Source organism: Pseudomonas sp. CDFA 610 (assembly GCF_021147865.1).
Taxonomy (GTDB): Bacteria; Pseudomonadota; Gammaproteobacteria; order Pseudomonadales; family Pseudomonadaceae; genus Aquipseudomonas; species Aquipseudomonas alliivorans.
The window spans coordinates 83,330-103,966 of the sequence record NZ_JAGTPM010000004.1 but is presented as its reverse complement, the minus strand read 5'-3'; the positions used below and the strand labels follow the sequence as shown (position 1 = coordinate 103,966).

General features: G+C 59.8%; 19 protein-coding genes, 1 tRNA gene and 2 pseudogenes. 14 read left to right on the top strand and 8 right to left on the bottom strand.

Annotated elements, in window-relative coordinates; genetic code table 11:
• Positions 1 to 7: 7 nt before the first annotated feature.
• The 7 genes from hisF to KDX39_RS08380 all read right to left on the bottom strand — a co-directional run bounded on the left by hisF (position 8) and on the right by KDX39_RS08380 (position 6,385).
• On the bottom strand, positions 8 to 778 hold the full coding sequence (gene hisF, locus KDX39_RS08410) for an imidazole glycerol phosphate synthase subunit HisF (RefSeq protein ID WP_024685354.1): 771 nt from the start codon (positions 776 to 778) through the stop codon (positions 8 to 10).
• Between the two features lie 35 nt (positions 779 to 813).
• The gene (hisA, locus tag KDX39_RS08405; protein ID WP_231660012.1) at positions 814 to 1,551 is read right to left on the bottom strand and encodes a 1-(5-phosphoribosyl)-5-[(5-phosphoribosylamino)methylideneamino]imidazole-4-carboxamide isomerase; all 738 of its coding nucleotides are present in this window, start codon (positions 1,549 to 1,551) and stop codon (positions 814 to 816) included.
• Positions 1,552 to 1,574: 23 nt separating this feature from the next.
• Positions 1,575 to 1,835 carry a DUF2164 domain-containing protein gene (locus KDX39_RS08400; protein ID WP_004883087.1) on the bottom strand — a complete coding sequence of 87 codons (261 nt, stop codon included), beginning with the start codon at positions 1,833 to 1,835 and terminating at the stop codon, positions 1,575 to 1,577.
• Positions 1,836 to 1,840: 5 nt separating this feature from the next.
• Positions 1,841 to 2,479, bottom strand: coding sequence for an imidazole glycerol phosphate synthase subunit HisH (hisH, locus tag KDX39_RS08395; protein ID WP_231660011.1), 639 nt, complete (start codon positions 2,477 to 2,479; stop codon positions 1,841 to 1,843).
• Positions 2,479 to 3,072 carry an imidazoleglycerol-phosphate dehydratase HisB gene (gene hisB, locus KDX39_RS08390; RefSeq protein WP_004883084.1) on the bottom strand — a complete coding sequence of 198 codons (594 nt, stop codon included), beginning with the start codon at positions 3,070 to 3,072 and terminating at the stop codon, positions 2,479 to 2,481. The genes hisH and hisB overlap by 1 nt, the downstream gene beginning before the upstream one ends.
• Before the next feature lie 283 nt (positions 3,073 to 3,355).
• Positions 3,356 to 4,552 (bottom strand): amino acid aminotransferase, encoded by a 1,197-nt coding sequence (locus KDX39_RS08385; protein WP_231660010.1) that lies wholly within the window; start codon positions 4,550 to 4,552, stop codon positions 3,356 to 3,358.
• Positions 4,553 to 4,723: 171 nt separating this feature from the next.
• The gene (locus KDX39_RS08380; protein ID WP_210073530.1) at positions 4,724 to 6,385 is read right to left on the bottom strand and encodes an OFA family MFS transporter; all 1,662 of its coding nucleotides are present in this window, start codon (positions 6,383 to 6,385) and stop codon (positions 4,724 to 4,726) included.
• Between the two features lie 263 nt (positions 6,386 to 6,648).
• Here KDX39_RS08380 and KDX39_RS08375 point away from each other — a divergent pair, with 263 nt between their 5' ends.
• From KDX39_RS08375 to KDX39_RS08335, 9 genes and pseudogenes are all read left to right on the top strand, one after another.
• A complete protein-coding gene (locus KDX39_RS08375; RefSeq protein ID WP_231660009.1) occupies positions 6,649 to 7,053 on the top strand; it encodes an acetyl-CoA sensor PanZ family protein in 405 nt (134 codons plus the stop codon).
• A 103-nt stretch (positions 7,054 to 7,156) separates the two neighbouring features.
• Complete coding sequence (locus tag KDX39_RS08370; RefSeq protein WP_231660008.1) at positions 7,157 to 9,385, top strand: AsmA family protein; 2,229 nt, start codon at positions 7,157 to 7,159, stop codon at positions 9,383 to 9,385.
• A gap of 159 nt (positions 9,386 to 9,544) precedes the next feature.
• A complete protein-coding gene (gene mutY / locus KDX39_RS08365) occupies positions 9,545 to 10,612 on the top strand; it encodes an A/G-specific adenine glycosylase (protein WP_210042525.1) in 1,068 nt (355 codons plus the stop codon).
• Complete coding sequence (locus KDX39_RS08360; RefSeq protein WP_004883065.1) at positions 10,609 to 10,881, top strand: oxidative damage protection protein; 273 nt, start codon at positions 10,609 to 10,611, stop codon at positions 10,879 to 10,881. Before mutY ends, KDX39_RS08360 begins: the two co-directional genes overlap by 4 nt.
• 101 nt (positions 10,882 to 10,982) lie before the next feature.
• Positions 10,983 to 11,058, top strand: a tRNA-Phe gene (locus tag KDX39_RS08355).
• A 331-nt stretch (positions 11,059 to 11,389) separates the two neighbouring features.
• Complete coding sequence (locus KDX39_RS08350) at positions 11,390 to 11,671, top strand: hypothetical protein (protein ID WP_029244073.1); 282 nt, start codon at positions 11,390 to 11,392, stop codon at positions 11,669 to 11,671.
• A gap of 262 nt (positions 11,672 to 11,933) precedes the next feature.
• A pseudogene (locus KDX39_RS26555) lies at positions 11,934 to 12,662 on the top strand (PAS domain-containing protein); the annotation flags it as partial.
• Between the two features lie 12 nt (positions 12,663 to 12,674).
• Positions 12,675 to 13,280 carry a methyl-accepting chemotaxis protein gene (locus KDX39_RS26550; protein WP_231660206.1) on the top strand — a complete coding sequence of 202 codons (606 nt, stop codon included), beginning with the start codon at positions 12,675 to 12,677 and terminating at the stop codon, positions 13,278 to 13,280.
• Between the two features lie 168 nt (positions 13,281 to 13,448).
• Entirely contained in the window at positions 13,449 to 13,934 is a 486-nt protein-coding gene (locus KDX39_RS08335) for a hypothetical protein (protein WP_231660007.1), read from the top strand.
• Positions 13,935 to 14,179: 245 nt separating this feature from the next.
• Here KDX39_RS08335 and gabP read toward each other — a convergent pair whose 3' ends face one another.
• Complete coding sequence (gene gabP, locus KDX39_RS08330; protein ID WP_099227281.1) at positions 14,180 to 15,571, bottom strand: GABA permease; 1,392 nt, start codon at positions 15,569 to 15,571, stop codon at positions 14,180 to 14,182.
• A gap of 536 nt (positions 15,572 to 16,107) precedes the next feature.
• Between gabP and KDX39_RS08325 the strand changes: the two genes are divergently transcribed.
• From KDX39_RS08325 to KDX39_RS08305, 5 genes and pseudogenes are all read left to right on the top strand, one after another.
• On the top strand, positions 16,108 to 16,881 hold the full coding sequence (locus KDX39_RS08325) for an ABC transporter ATP-binding protein (protein ID WP_024685593.1): 774 nt from the start codon (positions 16,108 to 16,110) through the stop codon (positions 16,879 to 16,881).
• A gap of 13 nt (positions 16,882 to 16,894) precedes the next feature.
• A complete protein-coding gene (locus tag KDX39_RS08320; RefSeq protein ID WP_099227280.1) occupies positions 16,895 to 17,656 on the top strand; it encodes an ABC transporter substrate-binding protein in 762 nt (253 codons plus the stop codon).
• Between the two features lie 66 nt (positions 17,657 to 17,722).
• On the top strand, positions 17,723 to 18,418 hold the full coding sequence (locus KDX39_RS08315; RefSeq protein WP_099227279.1) for an ABC transporter permease: 696 nt from the start codon (positions 17,723 to 17,725) through the stop codon (positions 18,416 to 18,418).
• Positions 18,415 to 19,104 carry an ABC transporter permease gene (locus KDX39_RS08310; protein WP_210042523.1) on the top strand — a complete coding sequence of 230 codons (690 nt, stop codon included), beginning with the start codon at positions 18,415 to 18,417 and terminating at the stop codon, positions 19,102 to 19,104. Before KDX39_RS08315 ends, KDX39_RS08310 begins: the two co-directional genes overlap by 4 nt.
• A 1-nt stretch (position 19,105) precedes the next feature.
• Positions 19,106 to 20,372: pseudogene (locus tag KDX39_RS08305) on the top strand (methyltransferase).
• Positions 20,373 to 20,637 lie beyond the last annotated feature (265 nt).

Genomic DNA, 20,637 nt, shown 5'->3' with positions numbered 1-20,637 from the left:
CGCTGGCTCAGCGCATCACGATTCCGCGACTGGCCATGTAAGCCTTGGCTTCCGGCACCGTGTATTCACCGAAGTGGAAAATACTCGCGGCCAGTACGGCACTGGCGTGGCCTTCCAGCACGCCGGCGGCCAGATGCTCCAGGTTGCCGACACCGCCCGAGGCGATCACCGGAATGCCCAGCGCGTCACTGATGGCGCGGGTAACGCCCAGATCGAAGCCGCTCTTCATGCCGTCCTGATCCATGCTGGTCAGCAGGATTTCGCCCGCACCCAGCTCTTCCATCTTCTTCGCCCAGACCACAGCGTCCAGCCCGGTAGGCTTGCGCCCGCCATGGGTGAAGATTTCCCAGCGCGGGGTTTCGCCGGGCCCGGAAACCTTCTTGGCGTCGATGGCGACCACAATGCACTGCGAACCGAAACGGGCCGCGGCTTCGCCGACGAATTCCGGATTGAACACGGCAGCGGTGTTGATCGACACCTTGTCGGCACCGGCGTTGAGCAGGTTGCGGATGTCCTGCACGGTACGCACGCCGCCGCCCACGGTCAGCGGGATGAACACCTGGCTGGCCATGCGCTCGACGGTGTGCAGCGTGGTGTCACGGCCGTCGACACTGGCGGTGATGTCCAGAAAGGTGATTTCGTCGGCGCCCTGCTCATCGTAGCGACGCGCGATTTCCACCGGATCACCCGCGTCGCGGATGTTCTCGAACTTGACGCCCTTGACCACTCGACCGTTGTCGACGTCCAGGCAAGGGATGATGCGTTTGGCTAGGGCCACAGGATCAATCTCCGGTTAATTGAACCAGCGCAGGCTTAGCGCTGCTCCAGATCACACAAGGCCTGAGCCTCGGCGACATCCAGCGTGCCTTCGTAGATGGCGCGACCGGTGATGGCACCGATGATGCCCGGTACCTTGGCATCGAGCAGCGCCTTGATGTCGCCCAGGTTATGGATGCCGCCGGACGCGATGACCGGAATCCGCGTTGCCGCCGCCAGCGCAGCGGTGAACGGGATGTTGCAGCCCTGCATCATGCCGTCTTTGGCGATGTCGGTGTACACGATGGCCGACACGCCATCGGCTTCAAAACGCTTGGCCAGGTCGATGACCTGCACCGAGCTGACTTCAGCCCAGCCGTCAGTCGCGACGAAACCGTCCTTGGCGTCCAGACCGACAATCACCTTGCCGGGGAACGCACGGCAGGCTTCAGCCACGAACTCAGGCTCCTTGACCGCCTTGGTGCCGATGATGACGTAGCTCACGCCTGCCTTGACGTAGTGCTCAATGGTTTCCAGCGAACGGATGCCGCCGCCGATCTGGATCGGCAGATTCGGGTAGCGCCGCGCGATGGCGGTAACCACGTCACCGTTGACCGGCTGACCTTCGAACGCGCCGTTGAGGTCAACCAGATGCAGACGGCGGCAGCCGCCTTCGACCCATTTGGCAGCCATGGCCACCGGGTCATCGGAGAACACCGTGGAATCTTCCATGCGGCCCTGACGCAGGCGCACGCAGGCGCCGTCTTTAAGGTCGATAGCGGGGATAATCAGCATCGGGGAACCTACTTGTCCGGAAATTAGTTTTTCTCGAGCGCCCACAGGTCACTTTCGATGCTCTCGAACCTCTCCTTGAGGTGCTGCTGAACATCGAAAATGGCTCGATTGTAGTAATGCGGGGCAATCTCTCGCGTGAACAGCTCAAGCACCTCAGCCACCTCGAACGACCCCAGCTCCAGCTCGAAGCGGTCCGCGAACAGACGCTTGAGCTTGTCGATCGCCTGCTGCTCATGCTCGGGCGAGAGGGTCAGGATGGGTGGCTTGGCCTTGGCTTTGCTCATGTCGGTTACCAGCGACCGTCCCACGCCGCGAAGTTCTGCAACAACTGCAGGCCATGGGTGTGGCTCTTCTCCGGGTGGAACTGCACGGCAAAGCGCGAGCCGTCGGCCAGCGCTGCCGCGAAATCGATGCCGTAACGACCACGGCCCACCACCTGACGCTGGTTGACGGCGTCGATGTAGTAGCTGTGGACGAAGTAGAAACGCGCCAGATCAGGGATGTCGTGCCACAGCGGGTGATCGACCGACTGAGTGACCTGATTCCAGCCCATGTGCGGCACTTTCAAATGCTCGCCGTCTTCATGCAGGTCCTTGCCGAAGAACCTCACCTGGCCGGGAAACATACCGATGCAGTCCACCCCATCGCTCTCTTCGCTGCTGTCGAGCAAGGCCTGCATGCCGACGCAGATACCCAGAAACGGGCGGTCCTTGCTGACTTCCTGCACCAGCGAATCAAAACCCAGACGGCGGATTTCGGCCATGCAGTCGCGAATCGCGCCCACGCCCGGAAACACCACACGGTCGGCCTCACGAATCACATCGGCGTCGCTGGTGATCAGCACACGGCCTGCGCCAACGTGCTCCAGGGCCTTGGCGACCGAGTGCAGGTTGCCCATGCCGTAATCGATGACCGCAACTGTCTGCATCAGAGAACACCTTTGGTGGAAGGCATCTGCCCGGCCATGCGCTCATCCAGCTCGACCGCCATGCGCAGGGCACGGCCGAAGGCCTTGAAGACCGTTTCGATCTGGTGATGGGTGTTGTGGCCACGCAGGTTGTCGATGTGCAGCGTCACGTTGGCGTGGTTGACGAAGCCCTGGAAAAACTCCTGGAACAGGTCAACGTCGAAGCCACCGACGGTCGCACGGGTGTACGGCACATGCATTTGCAGGCCGGGACGACCCGAGAAGTCGATAACCACACGCGACAGCGCTTCATCGAGCGGCACATAGGCATGGCCATAACGGCGAATGCCTTTCTTGTCGCCAATGGCTTGGCTGAATGCCTGACCCACCGTGATACCGACGTCTTCCACCGTATGGTGATCGTCGATTTCCAGGTCGCCCTTGCACTCGATGTCCAGGTCGATCAGCCCGTGCCGGGCGATCTGGTCGAGCATGTGCTCAAGGAAAGGCACACCGATATCGAATCGGGCCTTTCCGGTGCCATCCAGGTTGATCGAGGCTTTGATCTGGGTTTCCAGAGTATTGCGCTCGACGTAAGCCTTACGTTCGGCCATCACCAGCTCCGCAAAATCATTGGGCGAAAAAGGCGATCATTATAGGCCCAGAACGGCTGCGCATGAAGCAAACAGACGACAGACAGGGGATTTACTGCGCATCCTCCTCTCACACCTCGCGGCAGACGCTGGACCGTGAGAGGCGGCTTGCCGGCGAAAGCGTCGGTTCAGTCGCTGATGCCGCACCTGAAAAATCGAATCGCCAGCAAGCCGCCTCTCACATTCTGCGCTGCTGCGAGACGTCATCGCGTCAGGAGCAGAGTGACACCGCGCTCGGGAGAAATCAGGTGAACAGGCTGGCGATTGCGTCGCACACCTTGTCGATATTCCCCTCGTTCAGCCCGGCCAGGCACATGCGGCCGCTGCGGATCAGGTAGACACCGTGGGTGTCCTTCAGCTCATCGACCTGCGCCGGAGTCAGACCGGTGTAGCTGAACATGCCGTTCTGCCGGAGGATGAAGCTGAAATCGTGCTGCGGCACCTTCTGCGCCAGTACCGCGACCAGACGAGTCCGCATGTCGAGGATACGTTGACGCATGACCTCGACCTCGGTCAGCCACTGGTCACGCAACTGCGGCGAGTTGAGCACGCGGGAAACCACTTGCGCGCCATGAGCAGGCGGGCTGGAGTAGTTGCGGCGCACGGTCGCCTTGAGCTGACCCAGCACGTTGACGGCCGAGGCACTGTCTTCGCAGACCACCGATAGTCCGCCCACGCGCTCGCCGTACAGCGAGAAAATCTTCGAGAACGAATTGCTGATGAACGCCGTGACGCCGGCATCCGTCATCGCACGAATCGCGTACGCGTCTTCGTCCATGCCATTGCCGAAGCCCTGATAGGCGATGTCGAGAAATGGAATCAGCTGACGGTCTTTGACCACTGCGACCACCTGATCCCACTGCGCAACGGACAGATCCGCGCCAGTCGGGTTGTGGCAGCACGGATGCAGCAACACGATGCTGCGGGCAGGCAATTGCTGCAGCGCATCCAGCATGGCATCGAACTTCACTCCGCCAGTCTGAGCATCGAAGTAGGGATAGGTGTTGACCTTGAAACCCGCGCCGCCAAACAACGCGTTATGGTTTTCCCAGGTCGGATCACTGACCCAGACTTGCGAATCCGGGAACGCATACTTCAGGAAGTCGGCACCGACTTTCAACGCGCCGGAACCGCCAACAGTCTGGATCGTGGCGACACGACCCGCCAGCACGGCCGGGTTGTTCTCGCCGAACAGCAGGGTCTGCACCGCCTGACGGTAGGGCGCGAGGCCTTCCATTGGCAGGTACAACGAAGCGGTCTGCTCGCCCTCGGCCAGTTGCTGCTGCGCGCTGACTGCCGCGTCGAGACGAGGAATGCGGCCCTGTGCGTCGTAATACAGACCGATGCTCAGGTTGACCTTGTCGGCGCGAGGATCCTTGCCGAAGGTTTCCATCAACGAAAGGATCGGATCACCGGCGTACGACTCCACATGGGCTAGCATGCAAACAACTCCTTAAAAATGAAAATCAGGCCGGACAAGGATCAGGTCTGTGGTTCTGCTGCGGGATATTAACCCTGCCCGCCTCTCTCGTCTTGCCACACCAAGCCGAAAATCGGGCAAAAAAAAGCGCATGCACCGAAGTGCACGCGCTTTTTCAGGACTCGCAGACTGTCAGTGGAACAGTACGGCGGTCTTTTGCAGGGTCACCCAGACGCCCCACGCCAGTGGAATGCCCACTGCCAGCCAGGCGGCGATCACCAGCGGCTTGCTGCCCGCAGAGGCTTTCCACTCCAGCGAAGTGGTCGCATTCGCACCCTTGTCGTGGCCGATGGCTTGTTCAGCCGCCAGCTCCGCGTCGGTCATGAAGTACTTGTCGGCCACCGGACGAATCATCAGGTTGCAGAGGAAGCCCAACACCAGCAGACCGGCAAGGATGTACAGCGTGATGTCGTAGGCATCGGCACGTGCAACACCGTGGCTGAGTTGATACTCACGCAGGTAATTGACCAGTACCGGACCCAGTACACCGGCTGCAGCCCAGGCAGTCAGCAGACGACCGTGGATGGCACCGACCATCTGTGTACCGAACAGGTCGGCCAGATAGGCAGGTACGGTTGCGAAACCACCGCCGTACATCGACAGCACGACACAGAACGCGGCGACGAACAGCGCGATGCTGCCCATGTGGCCCAGCGTCGGAACCGATGCGTAGAGCACGAAGCCCAGTGCGAAGAAAACGAAGTAAGTGGCCTTGCGACCGATGTAGTCCGAGCACGAAGCCCAGAAGAAGCGGCCACCGATGTTGAACAGGCTCAACAGACCGGTGAAGCCCGCAGCGATGGCGGCGATGGCTTTCAACTGGTCAGCGCTGAGCTGGCTGAAGGTCAGATCGTTGCCCAGCAGCTTGCCGGCGAACACTTCCTGCAGCAGCGGCGAAGCCATGCCCAGGATGCCGATACCGGCCGAAACGTTCAGGCACAGCACCAGCCAGACCAGACGGAACTGCGGCGTCTTCCAGGCCACGCTGACGTGCACGTGACGGTTGGTGATCATCGCGTTCTTGGCCTTGGCAGCCGGAGCGGTCCAGCCTTCAGGCTTCCAGCCGGTCGGTGGAACGCGGTAGCCCAGTGCGCCGCCGATCATGAAGATGAAGTAGATCACCGCCATCACGACAAAGCTCTGCCACACGCCCACGCCGTCAGCCGACGCGAAGTGGCCCATCAGGAAGGTCGCCAGAGGTGCACCCACCATTGCGCCGCCGCCGAAGCCCATGATCGCCATGCCGGTCGCCATGCCGCGCTTGTCCGGGAACCACTTGATCAGGGTCGACACCGGGGAGATATAGCCAAGCCCCAGACCGATACCGCCGATAACCCCCGAGCCCAGCCACATGAGCCAGATCTGGTGGGTATAAATACCCAACGCGGAAATCAGCAGACCGCCACACCAGCACAGTGCCGAAACGACACCGGCCTTGCGTGGACCTGCGTGCTCGAGCCAGCCACCCCAGATGGCAGCCGAACAGCCCAGGAAGATAAAGAACAGGGTGTAGATCCAGCCCAGCATGGAAATCTGCCAGTCACAGGTCGATGCAAACATCTGTGCAAAGAAGCCCATGTCCGGTGTGCAAGCCACGGGTGCCGAAACACCGACAGCTTTCGACAACGGCAACCAGAAAACCGAAAAACCGTACGCCATACCAATACAAAGATGGATGGCCAGTGCGGCTGGTGGAACAAGCCAGCGGTTGAAACCGGGCTTGGCGATAATGCGCTCTTTGGACAAGAACGCAGGCTGAGCGGCTGCGCCGCCCAATGCTGTGCTTGTGCTCATTATAATTACCCCAATGTGTGAAGCTTGCAGATGGTCCCGCTGATCCGCCACAGACTCCATGCCGAGCGGCCATATCTGTTTTATCGGCAGGTTGTTCAGATACGTGACAAAAAGACGCACCTGAACCAGCAGATGCGGAGACTATCACTTACTGATGGCCAATAAGCATCTTGTTACAGTGTTTTTGTTATTAATATCACCCACTTAATCCACGTTATCTATGACCCCATAGATACAGTCAATTAAACATCGGGAGAAGACGCATGCCGGTCTTAGTTGGGCTATTAAGTTCGCCCACTTTTCAGGATCAGGAAGACCTGCAAAAGATATATCTCGACGCACCGGCGGATATGCTGCCGCCTTTCTCCAATGCAGCACAGTTGATTGAAAGGACACTGCGTGACGATGCCCTGCTGGTCGGACGCTTCAATGACCGGCTGATGGGCGCGGCCCGACTTGAACGCGGCAAGACTGTCTGGCACCTGTCTCACCTGTGCGTGCGCAAACCGACACGTCGACGCGGTGTGGCCGAGCGCATAGTCTGCGAAGGGCAGAAACTGGCCCGAAAAGCGGGTTGCGAACTACGCTTGCTGGCAACCGCCGAGTGTCCCGAAGTCCTCGCCCTGGCGGCCAGGCTTTCTGTGCAACTGGACGTCGCAACGCCCTGAATCACCGGGCGTGATCCAGCCATGAAGGCATCCGAAGCCCGAGACCCTCCTCAGAGCGGTATACTCGTGGGCTATTTTTGAACATCGACACAAGGACTCGCCCATGAAAGCGTTCGGCAAAATCCTGGGGCTGTTTATTCTCGGGTTGTTGCTGATCATCGTGGCTCTTGGCTTCGCCTTGACCCATCTGTTTGATCCCAACGACTACAAAGACGAGATTCGGCAACTGGCACGTGAAAAGGCCAACGTCGAGCTGACCCTCAATGGCGATATCGGCTGGAGCCTGTTTCCGTGGCTCGGACTGGAACTGCACGACACCCATGTGGCAACGCTGACCGCACCCGACCAGCCCTTTGCCGATGTTCAAATGCTGGGTTTGTCCGTCCGCGTCCTGCCTTTGCTGCGCAAACAGGTGCAGATGAGCGACATCCGTGTCGAAGGCCTGAACCTGATGCTGCATCGCGATGAGCAGGGTCACGGCAACTGGGAAGACATCGGCAAACCGCCCGCTGTCGCGTCCACCGATGCAACACCGGACGCCACGCCGACACCCGCGCCGCAAGCACCGAAGCCGGAACGTTCTTCTCAGCCTCTGAAGCTGGACATCGACAGCCTGACCGTCAACAACGCCCGTGTGGACTACAGCGACGCCAGAAAAGGCCAGACCTTCACGGCAGAAAGTATCCAGTTGAGCACCGGCCCGATTCGCGAAGCGTCCGACATTCCGATCAAGCTGACCGCCTTCCTGAGTACCAACCAGCCCGTGGTGCGCGCCAAGACCGAACTGGTCGGCGAGCTGCGCATGGACCGCGTGCTCAAGCGCTATCAATTCGAAGACATGCGCCTGTCCGGTGAAGTCGCTGGCGAGCCGCTCAAGGGCAAGACCGTGACCTTCTCGGCACAAGGTCAACTGCTGGTAGATCTGGCGGCCAATATCGCCGAATGGAACAGCCTGAAAATCTCGGCCAACCAGCTACGCGCGCTCGGCGAACTGCGTGCCCGCGAGCTGGACAAGACACCTCAGCTCAGTGGCGGCCTGTCCATCGCTCAGCTCGATGTGCGCACCTTCTTTGAAAACATCGGCCAGCCACTGCCACCGATGGCCAATGGCGCCCTCAGCAAGGTCGAAATGGTCACCCGCCTCAGCGGCACGCCTACCAGCGTGGTGCTGGACGGCCTGAACCTGAAAGTGGACGACAGCACCTTCACTGGCCGTGTCGCGATAGACGACTTCGCCAAACAGGCCCTGCGTGTGCAACTCAAGGGCGACACCTTCGACGCCGACCGCTACCGCCCGGCCGAAAGCGAAGAAAGCAAGGGCACCAAGGCCGCGCGCAAAGCCGAGGTGCAAAGCGGCGAAGCCGCAGCTGTCGCCGGGGACTCGCCGCTGCCCGAGCAGCCGACCAAGGCTGCCTGGAGCACCGCCAAGCTGTTGCCGCTGGAGCGCCTGCGTACGCTGGATGTCGAGGCCGACATCAGCCTGGGCAAACTGACCCTGAACAAACTGCCCATCGACAATGCGGTGTTCAAGACTCAGGCATCGGGCGGTGTCATCAAGCTCGATACACTCAGCGGCAATCTCTACAACGGCAACTTCGAGGTCAAAGGCAATCTGGATGCACGTCCCGACCTGCCGACCATCAGTGTGCAAACGCGTACTGCAAAACTGCCGGTGGAGCGCGTTCTGGAAAGTCAGGGCCAGACGCCGCCGGTACGCGGTCTGCTGACGCTGAACAGCAGCCTGACCGGCCAGGGCAACAGCGAGAAAGCGCTGATTGACAGCCTCAATGGCACCGCCAGTTTCGCGCTCAACAACGGTGTGCTGGTCAACGCCAACCTCGAGCAGCAACTGTGCAAAGGTATTTCAACGCTGAACCGCAAACCGCTGACCGGCGAGCCCCGCGCCAAGGACACGCCCTTCCAGCAACTGGACGGTAATCTGGTCATCCGCAACGGCGTGGCGAGCAACCCGGACCTGAAAGTGCGCATCCCCGGTCTGACCGTCAACGGCAACGGCGATGTGGACTTGCGCGTGCTGGGCATGAACTATCGCGTCGGCATCATCATCGAAGGCGACAAGAGCGACATGCCGGATCCGGCCTGCGAGGTCAATCCGCGCTACGTCGGCATCGAGTGGCCAGTGCAATGCCGAGGCCCGCTGGAACTGGGCGCCAAGGCCTGCCGTCTGGACCGCGAAGGCGTCGGCCAGATCGCCGCAAAACTGGCAGGCGACCGGATCAGCGAAAAACTCGAGGACAAGCTCAACGAGAAACTGGGCGACAAGGTCAGCCCGGAACTCAAGGACGCGCTCAAAGGGTTGTTCAAGCGCTAGTGAGCACATAACACATTGTGGGAGGCGGCCTGCCGGCGATAAACGATGACGCGATCAGCCTGACAGACCGTGTCGATCCGATCGCCGGCAAGCCGCCTCCCACATTTGATACGCGCCTTTCATCAGGTCATGAGTGGTTTCACAGGAGCCCAGCAGGCGATGCAACCCGAGCAATTTTCCAGCGCAGTTCTGGATTGGTATGACCGCCACGGCCGACACGATTTGCCTTGGCAGCAGGGCATCACGCCGTATCGGGTCTGGGTGTCGGAAATCATGTTGCAACAGACGCAAGTCAGCACCGTGCTGAACTACTTCGACCGCTTCATGGACGCCCTGCCCACCGTGCAGGCCCTGGCCGAAGCGCCGGAAGACGAGGTACTGCACCTGTGGACCGGCCTGGGTTACTACACCCGCGCCCGCAACCTGCAAAAGACCGCGCGCATTGTCGTGGCCGAACACGGCGGCGAATTTCCCCGGGATGTCGAAAAACTGACTGAACTGCCCGGCATCGGCCTGTCCACTGCTGGCGCCATCGCCAGCCTGAGCATGGGCATCCGCGCATCGATCCTGGACGGCAACGTCAAACGCGTTCTGGCGCGCTTCACGGCTCAGGAAGGCTATCCGGGCGAGCCCAAGGTTGCCAAACAGTTGTGGGCCACGGCAGAGCGCTTCACGCCCCACACACGGGTGAATAACTACACACAGGCGATGATGGACCTGGGCGCCACCCTCTGCACCCGCAGCAAACCCAGTTGCCTGCTCTGCCCGCTGGAGCGCGGCTGTCAGGCACACATGCTGGGCCTTGAAACGCGTTACCCGATTCCCAAGCCGCGCAAGACTGTGCCGCAAAAACGTACCCTCATGCCCATCTTCGCCAACGGCGACGGCGCGATTCTGCTATACCGCCGCCCGTCCAGCGGACTGTGGGGCGGCTTGTGGAGCCTGCCGGAACTCGACCATTTCGACGATGTGCAGCATCTGGCAACGCAACACGCTCTGGAATTGGGCAAGCACCACGAACTGCCCGGCCTGATCCACACCTTCAGCCACTTCCAGTTGAGCATCGAACCCTGGCTGGTACAGGTCCAGGAGACCGCCCATCACGTGGCCGAGGCCGACTGGCTCTGGTATAACCTCGCCACCCCGCCGCGCCTGGGCCTTGCCGCCCCGGTGAAAAAGCTGCTCAAACGCGCAGCCGACGTATTGAACGCAGGAGAGTCGTCATGACCCGCACCGTAATGTGCCGCAAGTACAAAGAAGAACTGGAAGGCCTCGAGCGCGCCCCTTATCCGGGTGCCAAGGGCGAAGACATCTTCAACCACGTCTCGAAAAAAGCCTGGGCCGACTGGCAGAAACACCAGACCCTGCTGATCAACGAACGCCGCCTGAACATGATGAACGCCGAAGACCGCAAGTTCCTTCAGGCCGAAATGGACAAGTACCTGTCCGGCGAGGAATACGCTCAGGCTGAAGGCTACGTTCCGCCCGAGAAATAAAGCGTTTCACGCAGTGAAGGTCGTAAGCGTCGGTAATAATTCAATATTTTTTGAGAACGCGCTTGACGACCTCCTGAAAAACACGTTTAATGCGCCCCGTTGCCCAGATAGCTCAGTCGGTAGAGCAGGGGATTGAAAATCCCCGTGTCGGCGGTTCGATTCCGTCTCTGGGCACCACCTTTCGTTTTCAGGTGTTGCCAGGCACACCTGAAAACACACAAGAAGCCCGCCTCGTGCGGGCTTTTTGTTGTCTGCAATTTGTTGCCTGCAATTTCCCCTTCTCCTGGACACTGCCCCGACCGGGCCCAAGCGACAGCGGCTTAACTCATCGACGACGCCCAGCGCCTGATCAAAACAGCCTGAATCAGGGCCAAGTCAGTAACCCGGCCCACTTATTAACGGTTCCCCCTCACCGCTTCTGAAAACGCCCCCATCCTCAACCCCATTGAACTAATCCCCCACCCATCCCCTCGAAACTCATACATTTGTTTTCAAAGGGAAAAATCCTGTGCTCAAGTTTACCGCCTCCGCCCTCATCATCGCCGCCACCCTTGGCCTCGCCGCCTGTGACAGCAAATCCGAGCAGAAAGCGCAGGATGCTCAGGCGCATCAGGAAAACGCTCAGCAGAAGATGGAATCGGCTCAGGCCAAAGTGAACGACGCGGCGAAAGAGAATGCCGAAGCCGCCAAAGACAAGGCTGCGTCCAAGGAAGCGGCTGCCGAAGAGTCCAAAACCTTCGTGCCGACCTCCGAAGTGACGAACACCGTTCAAACACCTGAAAAAAAGTAAAAACGGCCTGTTTTCTTCACAAAGTTTTCACAGCCGATAAGCCATTGTAGAGCTGCTCCCAAGTGTGAATCCTTAAGCCCGCTCCCCCCATCGCGGGCTTTTCTTTGTCCGGCGTTTGGCACTGACCGCGTCTTACCGGGATCCCCCGCTGATCCCGCGTGCATCCTTCCGTCCAAAATGCTGTTACAGCCGCTAATGCCTTATGGCGTGTTGTCGATAGCCTGACAACGAGGGTTACGCAAAACCACAGCAGGGGCAGTTTATGTTCGGAAATAAAAGCAAAAACGAACTGGCAGCCATGAAGGCAGAAGTAGATAGCGCAAAAGGACTGATGGGCGCACTTGAAAAATCGATGGCGGTGGTCGAGCTGGATCTTGATGGCAGGATTCTGCGCGCCAACGACAACTTTCTAACAGCGATGGGTTATCGCGCGGAAGAGCTTCCCGGCAAGACCCACCGCGACTTCTGTGAACCTGAAGTGGCGCGCAGTCGCGAATATGCCGATCTATGGGCATCACTGCGGGCAGGCAAATTCATTTCCGGCACCTTCAAACGTGTAGGCAAGAACGCAAAGAGCGTCTGGCTTGAAGCCAGCTACAACCCTGTGGTCGATACTCAGGGCAAAGTGATCAAGGTGGTCAAGTACGCGCTCGACGTCACCCAAAAGGTCATGCTCGAAAACGAAACCCACAGCAAACTCAATGCAGTGGATCGGGCCATGGCGGTGTGCGAGTTCGACCCTGCTGGCAACGTACTGACAGCCAACGATAACTTCCTGCATGTGATGGGTTTTTCACTGACGGACATCAAAGGCAAACACCACAAGACCTTCTGTGAACCGACGTTCGTCAACAGCTCGGAGTACACCGAGTTCTGGCGCAAGCTGAACCACGGTGAGTTCGTGGGTGGTCAGTTCAAGCGTCTGGGCAAGCATGGCCGGGTCGTCTGGCTGGAAGCGACCTACAACCCGGTCTATGACGTCGAGGGCAAGCTGTACAAGATCGTGAAGTTCGCCAGCGACATCACTGACCGCGTGGAAAAGCAGGAAGCCGACGCACACGGCGCATCCAAGGCCTATCACATCTCGGCCGAAACCGAGAAAGTGGCCGAACAGGGCACGCTGGTGATCCAGGAAACGGCACGCGAGATGCGGCAGATTGCCGAAAACATCGGCGTATCCGCCAGACTGGTCGGCCAGTTGGGTGATCGATCGGAACAGATCACGGCCATCGTCAACACCATCCGCGGCATTGCCGACCAGACCAACCTGCTGGCGCTCAACGCGGCCATCGAGGCTGCAAGGGCTGGCGATCAGGGTCGTGGCTTTGCGGTTGTGGCCGATGAAGTCCGGCAACTGGCGGGACGCACCAGCGGCTCGACCACAGAAATCGCCGAGATGATCGGCAAGATTCTGGCCGAGACGCGCGAGGCAGTCGCGAGCATGAGCGCGACTCAGGAAGGCGCAAACCGCGGCGTCACGCTGGCGGATCAGGCCGGACAGGTGATCGTGCAGATTCGTGACGGTGCGAGCGATGCCGTCGAAGCGGTCAACATGTTTGCCAACCGCATGGACGAGGCAGAAGCTTTCGCCAAAACCGGCAAAAAATGACTGTTGGCTTTGCCACAACACTGAAAGCCCGCGCCCTGCGGGCTTTTATGTTTTCGCCTTCCGAACACGCCCGGCGAACCGCCTTGCCAACATCCCGGCCTTGGCTATTCGGCCTCTGTGCGCTTCAATAGCCGCCATTGCCCTTACCGCCTGACAAAGGACCGCCTCATGGCCTCGCCAGACAAGCAACAAAAACGTGCCAAGCGCGCAAAGATCAAGGCCAAGCAGAACCGCTCGGGCAAGTCACCGACCAATGTCGTGCATCCAGTGTTCGCCTCTGCGCTGGTCAACCAGCCGTTCGACGATGTGCAACTGGACATGAGCACGTTCGACTTCAAGGACATCGTTGAAAACGGTTTCGACCCAGCCGACTACGAAGACCTGTTCGACACCATGAAGACCGCCGAGGCCATCAGCCAACTGGCGATGTGTCTGGTGTTCCTGCAATACCCGGTGCTGGCGCTGGTGGTTTCGGAAGAAGATGAAGAGGAAGCGACCGACTTCATGATGGGCCTGCTCATCACCTACCGCGCCATCCATCACAACGAAGACGAAGACACCGCCGTGGAGTGGGTCGAGGGCAAGGCATTCCAGGCAGACTTCCAGATGGCGTCGGACCTGCTGATGAAGCGCGACACCAGGGCGATGCGCTGAGGGAACCAGGGCTTGCGATCACCCATGATCACCAAGCCTTCGAAGTACCGCTGTCGCGAAGCAAACGCGGGGCATAGTGGGAGGCGGCTTGCCGGGGATTGGGTCTCTCATGCGACCGATCAGCGACCGAGCTGACGCCATCGCCGACAAGCTGCCTTCCACGGTACTGTGTTTGCAGCGAGACAGCGGTGCTTGCTGGACAGAGTGCCAACGCGGGGCGTTGGCACCATCAGATACAGGTCACATCACCCCAGCGCAGCCGCCCCGACCCGCGAAGCCTTGCGGCGGCGGGAGACGATCAGGCCGGCACTGACCACCAGCAGGCTGAGCAGGCCGGTCGCGACGATTTCGATGCGGTGCTCTTCCTGGATCAGCATGATCGTCAACACCGCGACGATGAACACAATTACCATCCAGGTCAGCCAAGGGAACAGCCACATCTTGAAGTCGATGGGCTCACCCGCCGCAATACGCTTCTGACGCATACGCAGTTGCGACACGGCGATCACCAGATACACCAGCAACGCGATGGCGCCGGAGCTGGCCAGCAGGAAGTCGAACACAGCGGCAGGCGCGATGTAGTTGGCGAATACGGTCAGGAAAGCAGCAGCTGTCGACAGCAGAACCGCCCAGTAAGGCGTGCCACCCTTGCTGGTGCGCTTGGACAGTGCAGGCGCGTCACCACGCTTGCCCAGCGAGAACAGCATGCGCGACGCGGTGTACAGCGCCGAGTTGAGGCAACTGGTCACCGCAACCAACACCACCAGATCGACAATCAGCTTCGCGTTGGGAATGCCCATGGCATCCAGCACAGTCTGGTACGAGCCCACTTCCGCCAGACGCGGGTCGTTCCACGGCACCAGCGACACAACGATGAAAATCGAAACCAGATAGAACAGGAAGATCCGCCAGATCACCGAATTGGTGGCCTTGGTAATCTGCTTGCCCGGATTCTTGGATTCCGCCGCCGCAATCGTGACGATCTCGGTGCCCATGAACGAAAACATGGTGGTCAGCATCGCCGCCAGCACGGCACCCATGCCATTGGGCAGGAAGCCGCCCGTGTCGAACAGATGGCTGACACCGCTGACCTGGCTGGTCGGCAGCAGGCCGAAGATCGCCGCCACACCCAGCACCACGAACGCAATGATCGCCACGACCTTGATCAGCGCGAACCAGAACTCGAACTCGCCGTAGTTCTTCACACTGAACAGGTTGGTGGCCGTCAGCAGCAAGGTGATGACCAGCGTAAACATCCAGATGGCGATGTTCGGAAACCAGGCGTGCAGGATGGTCGCCGCCGCGTTGGCTTCCAGCGGAATCACCAACACCCAGAACCACCAGTACAGATAGCCGATGGTGAAACCGGCCCAATGCCCGATGGCTCGGTCGGCGTACGTCGAGAATGAACCGGTGTCAGGCGAGGCGACAGCCATTTCGGCCAGCATGCGCATCACCAGCACCACGAGCGTCCCCGCTGCAGCATAAGCCAGCAGCACGGCAGGTCCGGCCTCGGCAATGGCGTGGCCGGAACCGACGAACAGGCCGGCGCCGATGACGCCAGCGATCGACAGCATGGTGATGTGTCGAGGTTTCAGCCCTTGTTCGAGCTCGGAAGAGTTAGCGGTACTGCTCATAAAACCACCTGTGCAAGACGAGCGAGGCACACCGATGCGTCTCGTAAAAAGAAACCAACGGTGCCGTTCTTTATTATTGACGCAAGAATTACGCCAAAATATTTCAAAAACGACGTCGCTCACGAAACACAAGGGCTGTAGCCGGGCAGTCCATGAGTGGACAAATTGAAAATAGGGTCTATAGCGTAGGATTTGTTACCTGACGCCCCAAAACCTACTCACGCTACCGCACCGAAAATGCACACATCACACCGAAAAGCCCATCAATGGTGCATGAGGACAGTCGCCGCTCGGCAAAAGCTGCTTCCAACACCCGGCCAAAAATGGCAACATCGCGCCTTTTTCGCGCACGCCCACCTCCAACGGGTACTCGATTCATACGCTCGCCTGCTATTTGGCGACCGTCTGCTGCGGCGATTCGACAAACCGTAAAACGCGGTCACATTCACCGTTCGGCGCAGTTGGTTGTCTTTTGAACGCTGTGCTAGCTTGGCGCTCGCCTCGCAGAAGAGCGCACAACACTATGAGGACCCCACATGGCTGAGGCCACGCCCGCCCTGGAAATCCGCAACCTGCACAAACGCTACGATCAGCTGGAGGTGCTCAAGGGCATCTCGCTGACAGCGCGTGAAGGTGACGTCATCTCGATTCTGGGTTCATCCGGCTCCGGCAAGTCCACCTTGCTGCGCTGCATCAATCTTCTGGAAAACCCGCATCAGGGTCAGATTCTGGTCGCAGGCGAAGAACTCAAGCTCAAGACCGCGCGCAATGGCGAACTGGTTGCTGCCGACAATAAGCAGATCAATCGTCTGCGCAGCGAGATCGGTTTCGTGTTCCAGAACTTCAACCTGTGGCCGCACATGAGCGTGCTCGATAACATCATCGAAGCGCCGCGCCGCGTGCTGGGCCAGAGCAAGGCCGAAGCCATCGAAGTTGCCGAAGCGCTGCTGGCCAAGGTCGGTATCGCCGACAAGCGCCACGCCTACCCGGCCCAGCTCTCGGGCGGTCAGCAACAGCGCGCGGCCATTGCGCGCACGCTGGCCATGCAACCCAAAGTCATTCTGTTCGACGAGCCGACCTCGGCACTCGATCCGGAAATGGTTCAGGAAGTGCTCAACGTTATCCGCGCGCTGGCCGAAGAAGGCCGAACCATGCTGCTGGTGACCCACGAAATGAATTTTGCACGCCAGGTTTCAAGTGAAATCGTGTTTTTGCATCAAGGAATGGTCGAAGAACAGGGCACACCACAGCAAGTGTTCGAGAACCCGCTGTCGGTAAGGTGCAAACAATTCATGTCGAGTCACCGCTAACGGAGCAACACCCATGCAGACGTACAAGAAGATCCTGCTGGTCGCAGCGGCCACCCTGGCTTTCACGACCAGTGCTTTTGCCGAAACCTTGAAGATGGGTATCGAAGCGGCCTACCCGCCGTTCAACAACAAGGACGCCAGCGGTCAGGTCGTGGGGTTCGACTATGAGATTGGCCAGGCACTGTGCGCCAAGCTCAAGGCGGAATGCCAGGTGGTGACCTCTGACTGGGACGGCATCATCCCGGCCCTCAACGCGCAGAAGTTCGACTTCCTGATCTCGTCGCTGTCGATCACCGACGAGCGTAAGCAGGTCGTGGACTTCACTGATCCGTACTACTCGAACAAGCTGCAATTCATTGCGCCGAAGACCACGTCCATCGACGTCTCGTCGATCGACAAGGCCAAGGAAAGCCTTGAAGGCAAAGCCGTGGGCGCACAGCGCTCGACACTGGCCGCCACGTGGCTGGAAGACAAGTTGGGCATCCTTGATGCCAAGCTGTATGACACTCAGGAAAACGCCTTCCTTGATCTGGTGTCCGGCCGTGTTGACGCCATGCTGGCCGACAAGTACGTCAGCTATGAATGGCTGAAAAGCGATGCGGGCAAGAACTTCGAGTTCAAGGGCGAGCCTGTCGAGCAGAACGACAAGATCGGCATCGCCGTGCGCAAGGGCGACCCGCTGCGTGAGCGCCTGAACACCGCCCTGAAAGAAATCATCGCTGACGGCACTTACAAGAAGATCAACGACAAGTATTTCCCTTTCAGCATTCTCTGATTCACCCGACAGCGCCGCCGCGGCCTCGACTCGAGGCCCGGCGACCTGTCCTGAATAAGCCTGCCCATGAACATTGATCTCCACGGATTCGGCCCGGCCCTTGCGGCTGGTGCGCTGATGACCGTCCAACTGGCCCTTTCGGCCCTGTGCCTGGGCCTGATACTCGGCCTGCTCGGTGCCTTGGCCAAAACCTCGCCCTACAAGCCCCTGCAATGGCTGGGCGGTACTTACTCAACCATCGTGCGCGGCGTTCCCGAACTGCTCTGGGTATTGCTGATCTATTTCGGCACCGTCAACGGCATGCGCGCGCTGGGTGAAGTGTTCGGCAAACCGGACCTGGCGCTGAGCGCGTTCGCAGCGGGCGTCATCGCGCTGGGCCTGTGCTTCGGCGCGTACGCCACCGAAGTGTTTCGCGGTGCCATTCTGGCCATTCCCAAAGGTCATCGTGAGGCAGGCCTTGCGCTGGGCATGTCGCGCACGCGCATCCTCTACAAGCTGATCCTGCCGCAGATGTGGCGTATCGCCCTGCCGGGCCTGGGCAACCTGTTCATGATCCTGATGAAAGACACCGCGCTGGTCTCGGTGATCGGCCTAGAGGAAATCATGCGCCATGCGCAGATCGCCGTCGGCTTCACCAAGGAAGCGTTTACCTTCTATATGGTCGCGGCCATCATGTACCTGGGCCTGACCGTGCTGGCGATGATTGGCATGTACTTCCTGGAAAAACGCGCCGCCCGCGGCTTTGCGAGGAGCGCATCATGAACTGGGACGTCATCATCAAATGGCTGCCACGCCTGGCACAGGGCGCCACCCTGACGCTGGAACTGGTAGCCATTGCGGTCATTGCGGGCCTGATTCTCGCCATCCCGCTGGGCATCGCCCGCGCCTCACGGCACTGGCCGGTACGCGCCCTGCCCTACGCCTACATTTTCTTCTTCCGCGGCACGCCGCTGCTGGTTCAATTGTTTCTGGTCTACTACGGCCTGGCGCAGTTCGATGCCGTGCGCCAAAGCTCGCTGTGGCCATATCTGCGTGATCCGTTCTGGTGTGCGGTCATCACCATGACCCTGCACACCGCCGCCTACATCGCAGAAATCCTGCGCGGCGCAATCCAGGCTGTACCGCCCGGCGAAGTCGAGGCGGCAAGGGCGTTGGGCATGTCGAAGTGGAAAGCACTGTTCTACATCGTCCTGCCACGCGCCGCCCGTATCGGCCTGCCTGCCTATAGCAATGAAGTGATCCTGATGCTCAAGGCCAGCGCCCTGGCCAGCACCGTCACGCTGCTGGAACTGACAGGCATGGCTCGTACGATCATTGCGCGCACCTACATGCCGGTCGAGATTTTCTTCGCCGCCGGTATGTTCTACCTTGTCATGGCGTTCGTGCTGGTACAGGGCTTCCGCCTGCTGGAAAAGCTGTTACGCGTAGACGCGAGCCAAGGTCGCTGATATGAAGGGGGCTGGCTTTCATCCGACCAGTCTCCCAAGTGAAGCCGCCGACCATGATTTCTGAACCCAGCCTGCAGAACGACACGCTTCGCAGCCACTTTGGTGCGCTGGACAGCTTCCTGTTCGCGCATCAGGGATTATGGCGACCCAAGCCCTTCACCCACCTGCACCTGCCGTGGGAAGGCCAATACCCGGAAATGGCCCTCTGGCTGCGCCAACGTACGCTCGAACAGGCTGAAGCGGCGCACCTGGACCCGGACCAGCTCGACGCACCCTTCCCGTTTTCGGCACTGGCGTCCGAAGCCGTTGCACTGAGTCAGGTTGCCGAATTGCCCGTCTACCCACTCGCCCCCGCCGAGCCGCGCATGAGCGTCGATGTGCCGGGGCGTAAATGGCAGCAGATCGAAGCTTTCGCCCGTCATGTGGACACCGGGCAGTCAGGCACGCACTGGCTGGACTGGTGCGCAGGCAAGGGCCATCTGGGTCGTCGCCTGACCGGCCGCGGTCAGCAACTCACCTGCATCGAGCGCGACCCGGCACTGATCGAGGCAGGCCTTACGCTGAGTGCCCGCCAAGGCCTTAATGCCGAGCATGTGCAACAGGACGTCATGGCCGATGACGCGTGGCGCTGTCTGCAACCGCACCACACGCCCGTCGCGCTGCATGCCTGCGGCGACCTGCATGTACAACTGATGCAAGTGGCCAGCCACACCGGCTGCCAGCGCATGGCGATTGCGCCCTGCTGTTACAACCGCACCCGCTTCGATCACTACCAGCCGCTGTCCCGCGAAGGCCAAGCCTCGGGGCTTGCGTTGTCGCGTGACGAACTCGGATTGCCGTTGAGTGAGACCGTGACCGCCGGCGCCCGTGTCCGCCGCCAGCGGGACACCTCGATGGCACGCCGCTTGGGCTTCGATCTGCTGCAGCGCACCCTGCGCGGCATTGATGCATACCTGCCCACCCCGTCATTGCCCGTCTCGTGGCTCGACGTTCCCTATGAAGATTACTGCCGTCATCTGGCCCGACTGAAAAACCTGCCGTTATCGGGTGAACAGAACTGGGCGCATTGGGAGGCAGCGGGCTGGCAGCGACTGGCTCAGGTGCGCAACCTGGAACTGGTCCGGAACCTGTTCCGACGCCCGCTGGAGATGTGGCTGGTGCTCGATAGAGCGCTGTATCTTCAGGAGCAGGGTTATAACGTCAGCGTGGGGACGTTCTGTCAGCGCCCGCTTACGCCTCGCAACCTGCTGATACTGGGTCACAAATGAGGCTGTAAAACCGCAGAATATCCTGTGGATAAGTCTGTTGATGAAAATTCTGAATGGCGCGTTAAAGCTTGGTACACCAGTAACTGAAGTCCCTGATTTTTCCTGCCTGCTCCGTCAGGAAGCCACAAAAACAGTGGTTTGCGACACAGTTCGGGTATCTGCACATTTATTGGCATGTACGCAAATATTTATGTAGCGATTGTGCATAAAGATTTAGTAAGGGCTCTGAAACGGGCCTGTTGCGGTACCGGATCGCGTGCGGGTA

Coding starts and splice junctions, on each gene's coding strand:
- hisA (WP_231660012.1), bottom strand. CDS start 1,551: ATGCTGATTATCCCCGCTATCGACCTTAAAGACGGCGCCTGCGTGCGC.
- KDX39_RS08400 (WP_004883087.1), bottom strand. CDS start 1,835: ATGAGCAAAGCCAAGGCCAAGCCACCCATCCTGACCCTCTCGCCCGAG.
- hisH (WP_231660011.1), bottom strand. CDS start 2,479: ATGCAGACAGTTGCGGTCATCGATTACGGCATGGGCAACCTGCACTCG.
- hisB (WP_004883084.1), bottom strand. CDS start 3,072: ATGGCCGAACGTAAGGCTTACGTCGAGCGCAATACTCTGGAAACCCAG.
- KDX39_RS08385 (WP_231660010.1), bottom strand. CDS start 4,552: ATGCTAGCCCATGTGGAGTCGTACGCCGGTGATCCGATCCTTTCGTTG.
- KDX39_RS08380 (WP_210073530.1), bottom strand. CDS start 6,385: ATGAGCACAAGCACAGCATTGGGCGGCGCAGCCGCTCAGCCTGCGTTC.
- KDX39_RS08375 (WP_231660009.1), top strand. CDS start 6,649: ATGCCGGTCTTAGTTGGGCTATTAAGTTCGCCCACTTTTCAGGATCAG.
- KDX39_RS08370 (WP_231660008.1), top strand. CDS start 7,157: ATGAAAGCGTTCGGCAAAATCCTGGGGCTGTTTATTCTCGGGTTGTTG.
- mutY (WP_210042525.1), top strand. CDS start 9,545: ATGCAACCCGAGCAATTTTCCAGCGCAGTTCTGGATTGGTATGACCGC.
- KDX39_RS08360 (WP_004883065.1), top strand. CDS start 10,609: ATGACCCGCACCGTAATGTGCCGCAAGTACAAAGAAGAACTGGAAGGC.
- KDX39_RS08335 (WP_231660007.1), top strand. CDS start 13,449: ATGGCCTCGCCAGACAAGCAACAAAAACGTGCCAAGCGCGCAAAGATC.
- gabP (WP_099227281.1), bottom strand. CDS start 15,571: ATGAGCAGTACCGCTAACTCTTCCGAGCTCGAACAAGGGCTGAAACCT.
- KDX39_RS08325 (WP_024685593.1), top strand. CDS start 16,108: ATGGCTGAGGCCACGCCCGCCCTGGAAATCCGCAACCTGCACAAACGC.
- KDX39_RS08320 (WP_099227280.1), top strand. CDS start 16,895: ATGCAGACGTACAAGAAGATCCTGCTGGTCGCAGCGGCCACCCTGGCT.
- KDX39_RS08315 (WP_099227279.1), top strand. CDS start 17,723: ATGAACATTGATCTCCACGGATTCGGCCCGGCCCTTGCGGCTGGTGCG.
- KDX39_RS08310 (WP_210042523.1), top strand. CDS start 18,415: ATGAACTGGGACGTCATCATCAAATGGCTGCCACGCCTGGCACAGGGC.